Raw genomic sequence first — 13661 nt, forward strand, 5'->3', positions numbered from 1 at the left:
GCTCACCGCGGCACCGGCACGGCGTCGAGGGCGGTCTGCAGGACGGCGCCCACGGACACGCCCTCGAGCTCGGCCTCGGGCCGCAGCGACAGCCGGTGGGCGAGCGTGGCGTGCGCGAGGGTCTTGACGTCGTCCGGCGTCACGAAGTCCCGCCCGTTGAGCCACGCCCAGGCCCGCGCGGTCGCCAGCAGCGCCGTCGCGCCGCGCGGCGAGGCGCCGAGCGACAGGGACGGCGCGGTGCGGGTGGCACGGCACAGGTCCACGACGTAGGCGACGACCTCGGGGGCGACGCCGACGGTCTGCACGGCCAGGGCCCCGGCGAGCAGGTCCTCGCCCGACGCCACCGCCCGGACTCCCGCGGCGGCCAGGTCGCGCGGGTCGAAGCCGTGGGCGTGCCGCGAGATGACCTCGATCTCCTGGTCGCGCGGCGGCACGGGCAGGACCACCTTGAGCAGGAAGCGGTCGAGCTGGGCCTCGGGCAGGGGATAGGTGCCTTCGTACTCGACGGGGTTCTGCGTCGCGGCGACGAGGAAGGGCTCGGGCAGGGGCCGGGAGGTGCCGTCGACGGTGACCTGCCGCTCCTCCATCGCCTCCAGCAGCGCGGCCTGCGTCTTGGGCGGGGTGCGGTTGATCTCGTCGGCGAGCAGCAGGTTGGTGAAGACGGGGCCCGGCCGGAACGCGAACTCCGTCGTGCGGGCGTCGAAGATCATCGACCCGGTCACGTCGCCCGGCATCAGGTCCGGCGTGAACTGCACCCGCCGCGTGTCGATCGACAGCGCCGTCGCGAGGGTGCGCACGAGCAGCGTCTTGGCGACGCCGGGGACCCCCTCGAGCAGCACGTGGCCGCGGGACAGCAGGCCGATGAGCAGCCCGGTGACGGCGGCGTCCTGCCCGACGACGGCCTTGGCCACCTCGGAGCGCACGGCCTGCAGGGCCTCGCGGGCGCGGGTGTGGTCGGTCATGGGTGGCGTACCTCTTCCTCGAGCTGGGCCAGGTCGGTCGCGGTCGCGGCCAGGTCGGCGTCGGTGGTGGGGTCTGGTCCGGCGAGCAGGTCCCGTATGCCGTCGCGCTCGCGCCCCGTGGCCTGCGCCACGGCCGCGACGACGGCCTCGGCGTCGGCGCCCGCGGGGAGGCCGAGCCGGGTCGCGAGACGTCGCCGGGTGGCGTCGCGCAGGGCTGCAGCGGCGTGGCCGCGTCCGGCGGCGCGGCGATAGAGCCGGCCCCGGGCGACCGCGGTCTCGCTCGCCCGCACGACCACAGGCAGGGGCTCGACGGCGAGTCGTCCGAGGCGGCGGCCGCGCCACCACATGGTGAGCAGCACGGCGCCCCCGAGCAGGAGCAGCAGCGGCATGAACCACGCTGGGGCGATGGAGGGTGCGCCGCGCGGGGTGTCGCCCTCGGCGATGTCGGAAAAGGCCGGGGCATACCACACGAGGTGCCGCTGGCTGCCGAGCAGCCGCAGGGCGAGGGAGGCGTTGCCCTGCTTGGTGACGGTGGCGTTGGTGACCACGTCCGTGGGGGCGAGCAGGTCGGTGCGGGGCTGGCCGTCGGTGGCCGGGATGGTGAGCAGGGCGTGCCCCTCGCCGACGGGGTAGCAGCCGCGGGCCCCGCTGGTGTCCCAGGAGGTGCCGAGGTCCTTGGCCGGGGGACCGGAGGAGGGCTGCTGCGTGGGGTCGCCGCCCAGGCCGGGCGGCAGGTCCGAGCCACCCGGGTCGTCCGAGCCGCTCGCGTCGTCCGACCACTCCTGCGCGGCCTTGGTGATCTGCTCGCTGGTCATGACGGCGTAGCCGACGCTGCGCGCGGAGATGTCGGGGGAGGCCGCAGCGGCCCGGTCGGTGCAGCGGGCGCCCTCGGGGTCTTCGCTGCCCGAGCGGGTCAGGGTGACGGGCAGGTCGAGGTCATGCAGGGCGGTGCGGGGCAGCCCCAGCAGGACCAGCCGACCGGCGTCCTCCCGCCGTTCGTCGACCGCCCACATCGCCTCGGTCGTCAGCGCCCCGGTGGCGGACACGACCAGGGTGGTGTCCGCGTCGACGCGGGCCCCGGCCAGCTCCTCGCGGGTGCGGACCACGTCGACCTCCACGCTCTCGCGGCGCAGGACCTCGGCGACCGCCTTGGTGCCCTGGGCGTCGGCGGTGCCCGGGTCCATCGGCGCGCCGCTGCCCTCCGGCAGGCTGCGCCACACCGCCAGGGCCAGCAGCGCCAGCAGCACGACGACGCCGACCACCCGCGTGCGACGGCTCGTGGGGCGCCGGTCGCGCTTGCGGGGCCCCAGGATGACGTCGAGACTCATCGCGCCGCCCGCAGCTCTGATGCGAGCACCAGCGTCTCCTCGGCGTCGCTCGCGCTGGTGCGTTGCGGCTCGCCCGCCCCGGGGACCGGGCCGTCGGGATGCCCGTAGCACGCGGCGTCGAAGACCTCCGCGGACCGGCGGGCGCGGTCGGCATACGGCGGGAGGGCCGCCGCGGCGGCGCGGCCGACCTCCTGGGCGGTGCGCCCGGGGGCGTCGTGGAGGAGGTCGCGGTCGTCGAGGGCGACCACGAGCGCCCGGAAGGCCGCCACCACGGCCCGGTCGTGGGCACCGCCGTCCAGGTGCGCGCGCGCCTCGGCGAGGTAGTCGACGGCCGACCACGACGGGTCGGTGAGGCCGCCGGCGCGGCGGCGGCGTTCCTCGGCGACGGACCTCAGGTCGCGCAGCTTCCACGCAAGTAGGGCGATCAGCAGGAGCAGGAGGGCGACGAGCACGGCCACGCCGACGCCGGGGGTGGCGCCGGGCACCCCGGCGAAGAGGTCGTCGAACCACCCCAGGACGATCTCCAGCAGGGACGGGCGGGGGTAGCCGGGGCGGGCCAGCTCCTGCTCCAGGAGGCGGCGCGCCTCGTCGGCGCTCGGCTCGACGGGGACCGAGGAGACGTGCAGGGGCAGACCGCGCGCACCGGGCACGCCGTCAGCGCTCCAGGCTCGCTCGCCGGTCCACGGCCCGCGCCAGCTCGACGTCCAGGCCCTCGCGGCGGATGCGCTGGTCGATGTAGAGCAGCGTGCTCACGGTCGAGGTGATCGGTGTCGTGACGGCGCCGACGAGGATCTGCGCCAGCCCCACGATCACCATCATCAGCACGAACCCGAAGGTCAGGCTGTCCGAGCTGCCGGTGGACGTCGCGAAGACGGCGACCATGCCGATCACCATGATGGGCAGCGTGAGGGCCACGCTGGCGAACCCGACGACCAGGCTGGTGAGCAGCTGGATGCCGAAGATCCGCCAGAACGCGCCACGGCTCAGGTCCCAGCTGCGGCGCAGCGAGGCGAGCACGCCGATCCGCTCGAGGATGAGGGCCGACGTCGCCAGGCTCAGCCGGACGTAGACGAAGACCAGGAAGGGCAGCAGGGCCAGGACCCCGAGGAAGGCGAGCGCGCCGTCGACCTGGGCCAGGACGAAGGCGAGGAGCAGGGCGAGGCCGGCCCCGGCCACCCACAGCAGGCCCGTGACCAGCAGGTAGAGCAGGCAGCGGCCGATCTGCGGGCGCAGCTCGCGCCAGGCCTCGCCGATCGTGGCGCGCTCGCCGATGACGGCGCGGGACACGACGATGCACAGCACCAGCGTCGCGATCCCCGCGAGAAGGCTGGACGGGACCTGCACGAGGTTGACGACGACGTTGGCGCCGCCGCCGTTGTCGGGGTCGGTGAGGTCGCCGAGCTGCTGTGCGCCACCCCGCAGGAGCCACGCGACGAGCGGGATGATCAGCAGCAGCCCGATGAGCTGCAGGGCCAGGGACAGCCCGATCGTGGCGCGCGGGTTGAACCGCAGGATCTTGAAGCCGGCGCCGAGGATGTCGCCGAGCTGCAGCGGTCGCAGCGGGACGATCCCCGGGCTGGCGACCATGGGCATCGAGGGATAGCTGCCCGGGGGTGGTGCCTGCCCGTAGGCCGGACCCTGCCCGTAGGCCGGACCCAGCCCGTAGGCCGGCGGCTGCCCGTAGGCCGGAGGTTGCCCGTAGGCCGGCGGCTGCTGACCCTGACCGGGCTGGTAGGGCGGTGGGGGAGGAGCGTCGCCGGTGGGGTCGTAGGGCATCGGCGCGGGCGGCATCGGCGATGACGGCGGTGGCGTCCAGGGCGTGCTGCCCGCGGCCCGGTCGCCGTCGCCGCGGCCTGGTGCCGCCCACTGGTCGTCGCTCATGCCGCCCCCTCGGTGCGTCCCCCGCGCGTGCTCGCCGCCACGCTATCAGCGCAGGTCGGCGGCACGGCGACAGGCCTCGCCCGGGGTGATCGGCGTGGCGCCGAGCGCGACCTGGTGAGCGACGATCGCGGGCTCGGCCCGGCGCAGCGCGAGACCCCGTCGGACCAGCGTGACCGGCGGCTTGCGGCGTTCCTTGAGGTCGCGGGCGAGGCGCAGCGCGAAGGTCACCCACGGGGTGCGGCGTACGCACCAGGCCTGCGCGAGCAGGCCCCGGTCGCGCAGCGCCCCCACGAGCTCGGCGGCAAAGATGCCCTCGGCCACGACGAACGCCCTCGCGGGCAAGGTGATGCGGACGCCCTCGATGCGGCGGGACCGCGCGATGTCGTAGCCCGGGACGTGGACCTCGCCGGTGCGGACGAGCGTCTCGAGCGCGGTGAGGGCCGCGTCGGCGTCCCAGCTCGCGGGGTCGTCCCAGTCAGGGATGCCGAGATCGTCCTGCAGCGGCAGCCTGGGGTCGTCGCCGTCGAGGTAGAAGTCGTCCAGCCGCAGCGTCGGCCAGCCCAGCTCGTGGCGCAGCCGGTCCGCGAGGCGGGACTTGCCGGCGCCGCTCGGGCCGCAGGCGACGACGACGCGGGCCAGACCCGCCGGGCGGCCCTCACCGGTGTGGTCGTCGGCGCGCCCGGCGGACGCGCGGGGCTCGGAGCCGGGGGCCTGCCCGCTCACAGCGCGGTGAGGGCGGCCATGTCGACCTTGATGGCGGCCAGCCGCTCGGCGGCGGTGGCCCGGGCACGTGCGAGATCGCCGGCGCCGTCGACGGGTTCGATGGCCTCGAGGTAGACCTTGACCTTGGGCTCGGTGCCGGACGGCCGCACGATGACGCGGCTGTCGTCGGCGAGGTGGTAGCGCAGCCCGTCGGTGGGCGGCAGCCCGCCGACGCCGGCGGCGAGGTCGTCGAGCCGCTCCACGGGGGACCCGGCGATGGTCTCGGGGCGTTCGCCGCGGAGCCGCTCCATCAGGGCGGGCATCAGCGCGAGGTCGCTGACCCGCACCGACAGCGCGTCGGTCGCGTGCACGCCGTGGGCGACGGCGAGGTCGTCGAGCACGTCGAGCAGGGTGCGGCCCTCGGCCCGCAGCTGGGCGACGAGCCCGACCACCAGCAGGGCCGCCGAGACGCCGTCCTTGTCCTGCACGGCGTCCGGGTCGACGCAGTAGCCGAGGGCCTCCTCGTAGCCGTAGGCCAGGCCGGGCACCCGAGCGATCCACTTGAAGCCGGTGAGTGTCTCGCGGTGCTCGAGCCCGGCCGCGCGGGCCATCGCGCCGAGCAGGCGGGAGGACACGATCGAGCTGGCGAGCACCCGTCGCTCGGCGTCGGGCCGCGCGCTCAGCCGCGCGATCATCGCGTGCCCGAGCAGCGCGCCGAGCTCGTCGCCCCGCAGCATCCGCCAGGTGCCGTGGTCGTCCACGGCGACGGCGCAGCGGTCGGCGTCGGGGTCGTTGGCGACCACCACGTCCGGGTGCACCTCGGCGGCGAGCGCGAGGGCCGCGTCGATGGCGCCCGGCTCCTCGGGGTTGGGGAAGGTCACCGTCGGGAACTCCGGGTCGGGCTGCTCCTGGCTCGAGACCGCCTGCGGCGCAGGGAAGCCCGCGCGCTCGAAGGTCATCCGCAGGGTCTGCGAACCCACGCCGTGCAGGGCCGTGTGGACGACGGCGACGTCGCGGGGGGCGTCGGGGGAGACGACGGCGGCGGCGCGCTCGACATACGCCTGCAGCAGCTCGTCGCCCAGGGTGTCCCAGCCGTCCTCGGCCATCGGCACGGACCCAGTCGACGCGACGGCGGCGATGTGCGCGGCGATCTGCGCGTCGACCGGCGGCACGATCTGCGAGCCGTCGCCGAGGTAGACCTTGTAGCCGTTGTCCTGCGGCGGGTTGTGGCTGGCGGTCACCATGACCCCGGCGTCCGCCCCCAGGTGCCGTATGGCGAACGCGAGCACCGGCGTCGGCAGCGGCCGGGGCAGCACCATCGCCGACCCGCCCGCGGCCTCGACCACCGCCGCGGTGTCACGGGCGAAGACGTCACTGTTGTGGCGAGCGTCGTAGCCGATGACCACGGCGGGGTCCGGCCGCCCGCCCTCGGCCTGCAGGTAGGCCACGAGCCCGGCGGCGGCGCGGATGACGACGGCGCGGTTCATCCGGCGCGGGCCCGCACCGAGCGCTCCGCGCAGGCCCGCGGTCCCGAACTCCAGCATCCCGGCGAACCGGTCGGCCAGCTCGGCGCGCGCGGCCTCCCCGTCCCCTTGGCCCTCGCCGACATCCCCGGCACCGTCGTCCCCGCCGGCCTCGGCCGCCGCGATCAGCGCGTCGAGCTCGGCGCGGGTGGCCGGGTCCGGGTCGTCGTCGCGCCAGGCGCGGGCCGCCGCGAGGAGCTCGTCGGTGGCGGGTCCGCAGGTCGAGCCGGCGGCGGGGGAGGTGGGCAGGGTCGGCATACGGCTCAGTCCTCGGTGGCGATGCGGGTGACGACGTCGGCGAGCAGGCGCCCGCAACGGGCCGCCGCGGCCTGACCGGCCTCGATGACCTCCTGGTGGGACAGCGCCTGGTCGCTGGTGCCCGCGGCGGGGTTGGTGACCAGGGAGATGCCGAGGATCTCCAGGCCGGCGTGGCGGGCGGCGATCGCCTCGAGCGTCGTGGACATGCCGACGAGGTCGCCGCCGAGGATGCCGGCCATGCGGACCTCCGCGGGGGTCTCGTAGTGCGGCCCGCGGAACTGCACGTAGACCCCCTCGTCCAGGGAGGCGTCCACCTCGCGGGCCAGCGCCCGCAGCCGCGCGCTGTAGAGGTCGGTGAGGTCGACGAAGGTCGCCCCCTCCAGCGGAGAGGCGGCGGTGAGGTTGAGATGGTCGCTGATGAGCACCGGGGTGCCGGCGGCCCACTCGGGACGCAGCCCGCCGCAGCCGTTGGTGAGCACGACCTGGCGGCAGCCGGTGGCCGCGGCGGTGCGGACGCCGTGCACGACCGCCCGCACCCCCTTGCCCTCGTAGAAGTGGGTGCGGGTGCCGTAGACGAGGGCGCGACGGTCGGTGTCGCCCAACGAGACCGAACGGATCGTGCCGCTGTGGCCGACGACGGCGGCGCGGGAGAAGCCGGGCACGTCGGCGTTGTCGATGACCGCGCGGGTCTCGCCGATCAGATCGGCCGCGCCGCCCCACCCGGACCCCAGGACCAGCGCCACGTCGTGCCGCTCGACACCGGTGCGCTCGGCGATGACGGCCGCGGCCGCCCGGGCCACCTCGAAGGGGTCGACGTCGGGGTCGCTCAGGTCCATGCGGGTCTCGCTCATGGGCTCACCCTACGGGGACGGCCGCCGCGCGTCCGAGCCCCGGCCCAGCCCGAGCTGCCGGCGTGGGTACCACGCGCACATGGGGGCCGACGCGCTGTGGGAGGTGTATGCCGCGCACCCCTGGCTCGCGACCTTCCCGATCGAGCGGGCTCCGCGCTGCCGCCACCCCGCCCTTTCCACCGGCGGTGCTCGCCCGGCGACGGCGCAGGAGGAGCTGCGGTCCGTCATACGGCGTCTGCTCGGGTGAGCCGAGGACCAGCCAGGATGGTTGGATGGGGGCCGTGATCGAACGCAACCAGTCAGTCGTCATCCTCGGTGGAGGGCCCGGCGGCTACGAGGCCGCCCTCGTCGCCGCCCAGCTCGGAGCGACGGTCACCGTCGTGGACCGTGACGGACTCGGTGGCGCGGCCGTCCTGTCGGACTGCGTCCCCAGCAAGGCCCTCATCTCGACCGCGAGCTTCATGACCCGCATGGAGGACTCGCGGGCCCTCGGCGTGCACTACCAGGACCCGAGGACCCACCGGGAGTCCGACCTGGAGGGCGATGACGTCACCGTCGCCGACCTGCCCGCGGTCAACGCCCGGATCCTCGCGCTGGCCCGCAAGCAGAGCGAGGACATCGAGGCCCGCCTCCTCAGCGAGGGGATCACCATCGTGCGCGGCGTCGGCCGCGTCGCCGGCCCGGGCCGGGTCGTCGCCACGCCCGCGGACGGCTCGGCCGAGCAGGAGCTGACCGCCGACGTCATCCTCGTCGCCACCGGAGCGACGCCGCGCGTGCTGCCGACCGCCCAGCCCGACGGCGAGCGGATCCTCACGTGGAAGCAGATCTGGGACCTGCCGGACATCCCCGAGCACCTCATCGTGGTGGGCTCCGGCGTCACCGGCGCGGAGCTGGCGCACGCCTACCTCGCGCTCGACAGCACGGTCACGCTGATCTCCTCGCGCGACCGGGTGCTCCCGGGGGAGGACCCCGACGCGGCACGCGTCATCGAGGACGTCTTTCGCCGCCGTGGCATGAACGTCCTCAACCGCTCCCGCGCCGCCTCCGTCGAGCGGCACGGCGACCGCGTCGTGGCCACCCTCACCGACGGCCGGACCGTCGAGGGCTCGCACTGCATCATGGCAGTCGGGTCGGTGCCCGCCACGGATGGTCTCGGCCTCGAGTCGGTCGGCGTGCAGCTGGCCGACTCCGGGCACATCGAGGTCGACCGGGTCTCGCGCACCTCGGTCAACGGCATCTACGCCGCCGGCGACTGCACCTCGGCGCTGCCGCTCGCGTCGGTCGCCGCCATGCAGGGGCGCACCGCCATGTGGCACGCCCTCGGCGACGCCGTCCACCCGATCAGCCTGACGGGCGTGTCGGCCACGATCTTCACCGACCCCGAGATCGCCACCGTGGGGGTCTCGGCCCAGCAGGTGGCCGAGCAGCGCCTGGACGTGCGCGAGGTCACGATGCCACTCGCCACCAACGCCCGCGCCAAGATGGACCGCTTCACCGACGGATTCATCAAGCTCTATGCCCGCAAGGTCTCCGGCCTGGTGATGGGGGGCGTGGTCGTGGCGCCGAAGGCGTCGGAGCTGATCTTTCCCGTCGCCCTCGCCGTCGAGAACCGCCTCACCGTCGACCAGATGGCGCAGACCATCACGGTCTATCCCTCGATCAGCGGGTCGCTCGCGGAGGCCGCCCGCCGCCTGCACACCAACGAGTGACCTACCGGGGGTAAGGGCATCGACCGGGCTTCGTTCGCCAGGCTGATGATCCCGCCCCCGGTAGGTCTGCTCGGTCAGCCGACCTGGCCGGGTCCGCGTCCCGTGGTGTCAGCGTCGGGACGGACCGTGGTCGTGTCGAAGGTCTCGCCGGTCGACGGCCGGACCGTGGGATCGGTGGTGCCAGCGGGCTGACCGGCCGGCGAGGTCCCGGACCTGCCGTGCACCAGCTTGTCCTTGGCCAGGTCACGGCCCTGCTGGATCTGGCGGCTGAACCGACCCTTGGTGCCCTTGTCGACGAGGCCGCCCACCTTGTCGAGCCCGCCGGACACCTTGTCCGGGTTGTCCTCGATGTACTGCTTCGCCTTGCCCGCAGCCTGGCTGGCCGCCTTGCCGGCCTTGCCGACGATGTCGTTGAACTTCACCATGCTCGCTCCTCGTCCGGACCGCCGACGGCGGTGTCGTGATGCTCAGCGAGTCTAGGCACGCGAGGGTTCCCGCAGGACCCCAGGTATCGCGCCGCCCCGACCCGGGTACGGACAACCGGCGGGGGACGGATCGCGTCCCCCGTCATCATCCCTAGGAGGCAGCATGTCCAAGGTCGCATTCCTCGTCGCCAGCGAAGGCATCGAGCGCGTGGAGCTGACCGACCCCTGGCAGGCCGTCAAGGATGCAGGCCACGAGCCGGTCCTGCTCAGCCCCGAGCCGGGTGAGGTCCAAACCTTCGACCACCTCGACAAGGCCGCGACGCAGGCCGTCGACGTCGTGGTGTCCGACGCCGCGGTCGGCGACTACGCCGCTCTCGTGCTCCCCGGCGGCGTCGCCAACCCCGACGCGCTGCGCCTGGACGAGGACGCCGTCGGGTTTGTCAAGGAGTTCATGGGGTCGGGCAAGCCGGTCGCCGCGATCTGCCACGCCCCGTGGACCCTGATCGAGGCGGACGTCGTGCGCGGCAAGCGGCTCACGTCCTGGCCGAGCCTGCAGACCGACATCCGCAACGCCGGGGGCGAGTGGGTCGACGAGGAGGTCGTGACGAGCGACAACCTCATCACCTCGCGCAAGCCCGACGACATCCCGGCGTTCAACAAGGCCGTCGTGGCGGCGCTGGCGGGCTGAGCCACCTCGTCCGACGGCGGGCCTGTCGGCATACGACCTCTCGGGGCTCGTATGCCGACAGGCCCGTTGCACGACCAGCCACCGTCACCCCGCCTCGGTGCGGCCGATCGACGCGCCCCCGAGCCTCGGCGCGGCCATGCCCCCGGAGACGCCCCCGTCACGCCTCGGAGACGCCCGCCCCACAGATCCGCCGGGGGTAAGGGCATCGACCTGGCGAACGAAGGCCGGTCGATGCCCTTACCCCCGGGAGGTCAGGCGGGGTCCTTGATCTCCATGAGCACGGCGCCGTTGGAGACGGTCTCGCCGACGGCCGACGAGATGCTCGCGATGGTGCCGGCCTTGTGGGCGTTGATCGGCTGCTCCATCTTCATCGCCTCGAGGACGAGCACGAGCTCGCCGGCCTGCACCTCCTGGCCCTCCTCGACGGCGATCTTGACGATCGTGCCCTGCATGGGCGCGGTGAGGGAGTCGCCCGACGCCGCGCCGCCGCCGGCACGACCGCCCGAGGCACGCCGCGGAGCCTTCTTGCGGGCGGCGCCGCCCCCGCCGCCACCGAGCGACAGGGTGCCGGGCAGCGACACCTCGAGCCGCTTGCCGCCAACCTCGACGACGACCTTCTGGCGCTCCTCGGTCTCGGGGGCCTCGGCCCCGCCGCCGGCGAACGGCTCGATGTCGTTGTCGAACTCCGTCTCGATCCACCGGGTGTGCACCGTGAACGGCGCGTCCGGCTCGCTCGGGGCGAAGGCCTCGTCGCGAACCACCTTGCGGTGGAAGGGAAGAACCGTCGGCATGCCCTCGATGACGAACTCGTCCAGGGCGCGGCGGGCACGCTCCACCGCCTGCTGACGGGTGCGGCCGGTGACGATCAGCTTGGCGAGCATGGAGTCGAAGTTGCCGCCGATGACGTCGCCCTCGACGATCCCGGTGTCCAGGCGCACGCCCGGCCCGGCCGGCGGCTCGAAGACCGCCACGGTGCCCGGGGCGGGCAGGAAGTTTCGGCCGGCGTCCTCGCCGTTGAGACGGAACTCGATGGAGTGCGCGTGGGCCGGCGGGTCGTCGTAGCCCAGCTCCTGGCCCTCGGCGATGCGGAACATCTCGCGGACCAGGTCGATGCCGGTGACCTCCTCGGACACCGGGTGCTCCACCTGCAGGCGGGTGTTGACCTCGAGGAAGGAGATGACGCCGTCCTGGCCGACGAGGAACTCGCAGGTCCCGGCGCCGTAGTAACCGGCCTCCCGGAGGATCGCCTTGGAGGCGCGGACCAGCTCGGCGTTCTGCTCGTCGCTGAGGAACGGCGCGGGGGCCTCCTCGACGAGCTTCTGGTTGCGGCGCTGCAGGGAGCAGTCGCGCGTCGACACCACGACGACGTTGCCGTGCTGGTCGGCCAGGCACTGGGTCTCGACGTGCCGCGGCTTGTCCAGGAAGCGCTCCACGAAGCACTCGCCGCGCCCGAACGCCGTGACCGCCTCGCGCACCGCGGAGTCGAACAGCTCGGGGATCTCCTCCATGGTGCGGGCGACCTTGAGGCCGCGCCCGCCGCCGCCATACGCGGCCTTGATGGCCACGGGGAGACCGTGCTCCTGAGCGAAGGCGACCACCTCGTCGGCCCCGCCGACCGGCTCCTTGGTGCCGGGCACCAGCGGCGCGTCGGCCTTGGTCGCGATGTGGCGGGCCTTGACCTTGTCGCCGAGGCCGTCGATCGCGGCGGGCGGCGGCCCGATCCAGATCAGCCCGGCGTCGATCACGGCCTGCGCGAAGTCGGCGTTCTCCGAGAGGAAGCCGTAGCCCGGGTGCACGGCGTCGGCGCCGGACTGGCGGGCGATCTCCAGGAGCTTGTCCTGCACGAGATAGGACTCGCCGGGCGTCGACCCGCCGAGGGCATAGGCCTCGTCGGCGACCTTGACGTGCAGCGCATCTCGGTCGGGCTCGGCGTAGACGGCCACGGACCCGATGCCTGCGTCCTTGCAGGCTCGGGCCACGCGGACGGCGATCTCGCCGCGGTTAGCGATCAGGACTTTGGTGATGGACGCCATGGCTCGGACTCTACTGCCGCCCACCCTCGGGGGCTTGCCGACGGGTGTGTGATCTGCGTCAGACGGCGGGTGGTGTGCGACGTCCGGCGTCGGGCACCTCGCGGCATAGGCTGGCCGTATGACGCAGACCACAGCCCCACAGATCACGCTCAACGACGGCCACGCCATCCCGCAGCTCGGCTTCGGGGTGTGGCAGGTGCCCGAGGACCAGGTCGTCGACGCGGTCACGCACGCCCTGGCCACGGGCTACCGCCACCTGGACACGGCCGCCGCCTACGGCAACGAGGAGGGGGTCGGTCAGGCGCTCGCCGCGTCGGACGTGGCCCGCGACGAGGTGTTCGTCACCACCAAGCTGTGGAACGACGCGCACGGCCGGGACCGGACGCTGCGGGCGTTCGACACCTCGATGGACAAGCTGGGCCTGGACGTCCTGGACCTCTACCTCATCCACTGGCCGGTCCCGTCGGCAGACGCGTACGTCGAGACCTGGAAGGCGCTGCTGGAGCTGCGCGACTCCGGGCGGGTACGGTCCGTCGGCGTCTGCAACTTCCACGTCCCGCACCTGCAGCGTCTGGTCGACGAGACGGGGGTCGCCCCCGCAGTCAACCAGATCGAGCTTCACCCCTACCTGCAGCAGCGCGAGCTGCGCGCCTACGACGCCGAGGCGGGCATCGTCACGGAGGACTGGAGCCCCCTCGCCTCCGGCAAGCAGGTGATGCAGGACGAGACGATCCGGGCGATCGCCGACGAGGTCGGGGCGACGCCCGCCCAGGTGATCCTGCGCTGGCACCTGCAGCTCGGCTCCGTGGTGATCCCCAAGTCGGTGACGCCCGCGCGCATCGAGGAGAACTACGGCGCGCTGCGGCTCGAGCTGACCGAGGACCAGATGGAGCGGATCGGCGACCTGGACCGGGGGATGCGCACCGGGCCCGAGCCGGACGAGTTCGCGGTCGGCGCGGTCACCGACTGAGGGCCGACGGTCCTCCCCGCGACACGCTCCCGCAGCACCGGGGACGTTCGTGCCCACGTATCGAGCACGAACGTCCCCGGTGTGCCGGGCTGTGGTGGGCGGCGCAGCTCGACGCGTCAGCTCACTTGCCGAGCAGCCAGATCAGCAGCAGGACGATGAGGACGGCGACGGCGACGTCGCGCGAGGCCGAGAGCGGCGCGGCAGCCAGCGCGGCAGCGGTGTGCAGTGCGGTCATGCCAAACATGTTGCCACGTGGACGCCCTCGCGGCGGACATGCGCGCCGATCAGGCCGTATGCCGTGGGAGCGTGCACAGCTGCTGCACTCCTGAGG

13 protein-coding genes are annotated in these 13661 nt (G+C 73.8%); 4 read left to right on the forward strand and 9 right to left on the reverse strand.

The window, feature by feature from the left end:
- Positions 1-2: 2 nt before the first annotated feature.
- From ACF3NS_RS08510 to ACF3NS_RS08540, 7 genes are read right to left on the reverse strand one after another with little or no spacing between them, the layout of a single operon-like run.
- Positions 3-962 carry a MoxR family ATPase gene (locus ACF3NS_RS08510; protein ID WP_154593162.1) on the reverse strand — a complete coding sequence of 320 codons (960 nt, stop codon included), beginning with the start codon at positions 960-962 and terminating at the stop codon, positions 3-5.
- Positions 959-2290, reverse strand: a complete 1332-nt coding sequence (locus ACF3NS_RS08515; RefSeq protein WP_392465518.1) for a DUF4350 domain-containing protein — start codon at positions 2288-2290, stop codon at positions 959-961. The genes ACF3NS_RS08510 and ACF3NS_RS08515 overlap by 4 nt, the downstream gene beginning before the upstream one ends.
- Entirely contained in the window at positions 2287-2940 is a 654-nt protein-coding gene (locus tag ACF3NS_RS08520; RefSeq protein ID WP_288798800.1) for a DUF4129 domain-containing protein, read from the reverse strand. Before ACF3NS_RS08520 ends, ACF3NS_RS08515 begins: the two co-directional genes overlap by 4 nt.
- Before the next feature lie 4 nt (positions 2941-2944).
- Positions 2945-4171: a hypothetical protein gene (locus ACF3NS_RS08525; RefSeq protein WP_288798801.1), complete on the reverse strand. Its 1227-nt coding sequence runs from the start codon at positions 4169-4171 to the stop codon at positions 2945-2947.
- A 45-nt stretch (positions 4172-4216) separates the two neighbouring features.
- Positions 4217-4894, reverse strand: coding sequence for a uridine kinase (locus tag ACF3NS_RS08530; RefSeq protein WP_288798802.1), 678 nt, complete (start codon positions 4892-4894; stop codon positions 4217-4219).
- Entirely contained in the window at positions 4891-6654 is a 1764-nt protein-coding gene (locus tag ACF3NS_RS08535) for a phospho-sugar mutase (RefSeq protein ID WP_154593157.1), read from the reverse strand. Before ACF3NS_RS08535 ends, ACF3NS_RS08530 begins: the two co-directional genes overlap by 4 nt.
- A 5-nt stretch (positions 6655-6659) precedes the next feature.
- Positions 6660-7505, reverse strand: a complete 846-nt coding sequence (locus tag ACF3NS_RS08540; protein WP_154593156.1) for a purine-nucleoside phosphorylase — start codon at positions 7503-7505, stop codon at positions 6660-6662.
- 79 nt (positions 7506-7584) lie between these two features.
- Here ACF3NS_RS08540 and ACF3NS_RS08545 point away from each other — a divergent pair, with 79 nt between their 5' ends.
- Positions 7585-7752, forward strand: a complete 168-nt coding sequence (locus ACF3NS_RS08545; protein WP_154593155.1) for a hypothetical protein — start codon at positions 7585-7587, stop codon at positions 7750-7752.
- Positions 7753-7777: 25 nt separating this feature from the next.
- The gene (locus ACF3NS_RS08550; protein WP_392465521.1) at positions 7778-9214 is read left to right on the forward strand and encodes an NAD(P)H-quinone dehydrogenase; all 1437 of its coding nucleotides are present in this window, start codon (positions 7778-7780) and stop codon (positions 9212-9214) included.
- A 74-nt stretch (positions 9215-9288) separates the two neighbouring features.
- Here ACF3NS_RS08550 and ACF3NS_RS08555 read toward each other — a convergent pair whose 3' ends face one another.
- Complete coding sequence (locus ACF3NS_RS08555; RefSeq protein WP_288798808.1) at positions 9289-9639, reverse strand: antitoxin; 351 nt, start codon at positions 9637-9639, stop codon at positions 9289-9291.
- A gap of 163 nt (positions 9640-9802) precedes the next feature.
- Between ACF3NS_RS08555 and ACF3NS_RS08560 the strand changes: the two genes are divergently transcribed.
- A complete protein-coding gene (locus tag ACF3NS_RS08560; RefSeq protein WP_154593152.1) occupies positions 9803-10327 on the forward strand; it encodes a type 1 glutamine amidotransferase domain-containing protein in 525 nt (174 codons plus the stop codon).
- A gap of 251 nt (positions 10328-10578) precedes the next feature.
- On the opposite strand, the gene ACF3NS_RS08565 is transcribed toward ACF3NS_RS08560, so the two are convergent.
- Positions 10579-12360: an acetyl/propionyl/methylcrotonyl-CoA carboxylase subunit alpha gene (locus ACF3NS_RS08565; RefSeq protein WP_392465523.1), complete on the reverse strand. Its 1782-nt coding sequence runs from the start codon at positions 12358-12360 to the stop codon at positions 10579-10581.
- Positions 12361-12478: 118 nt separating this feature from the next.
- Here ACF3NS_RS08565 and ACF3NS_RS08570 point away from each other — a divergent pair, with 118 nt between their 5' ends.
- Complete coding sequence (locus tag ACF3NS_RS08570) at positions 12479-13330, forward strand: aldo/keto reductase (protein WP_154593150.1); 852 nt, start codon at positions 12479-12481, stop codon at positions 13328-13330.
- Positions 13331-13661: the final 331 nt, after the last annotated feature.

The sequence above is a fragment of the Arsenicicoccus cauae genome (assembly GCF_043162025.1).
In the GTDB taxonomy this organism is placed as follows: domain Bacteria; phylum Actinomycetota; class Actinomycetes; order Actinomycetales; family Dermatophilaceae; genus Arsenicicoccus; species Arsenicicoccus cauae.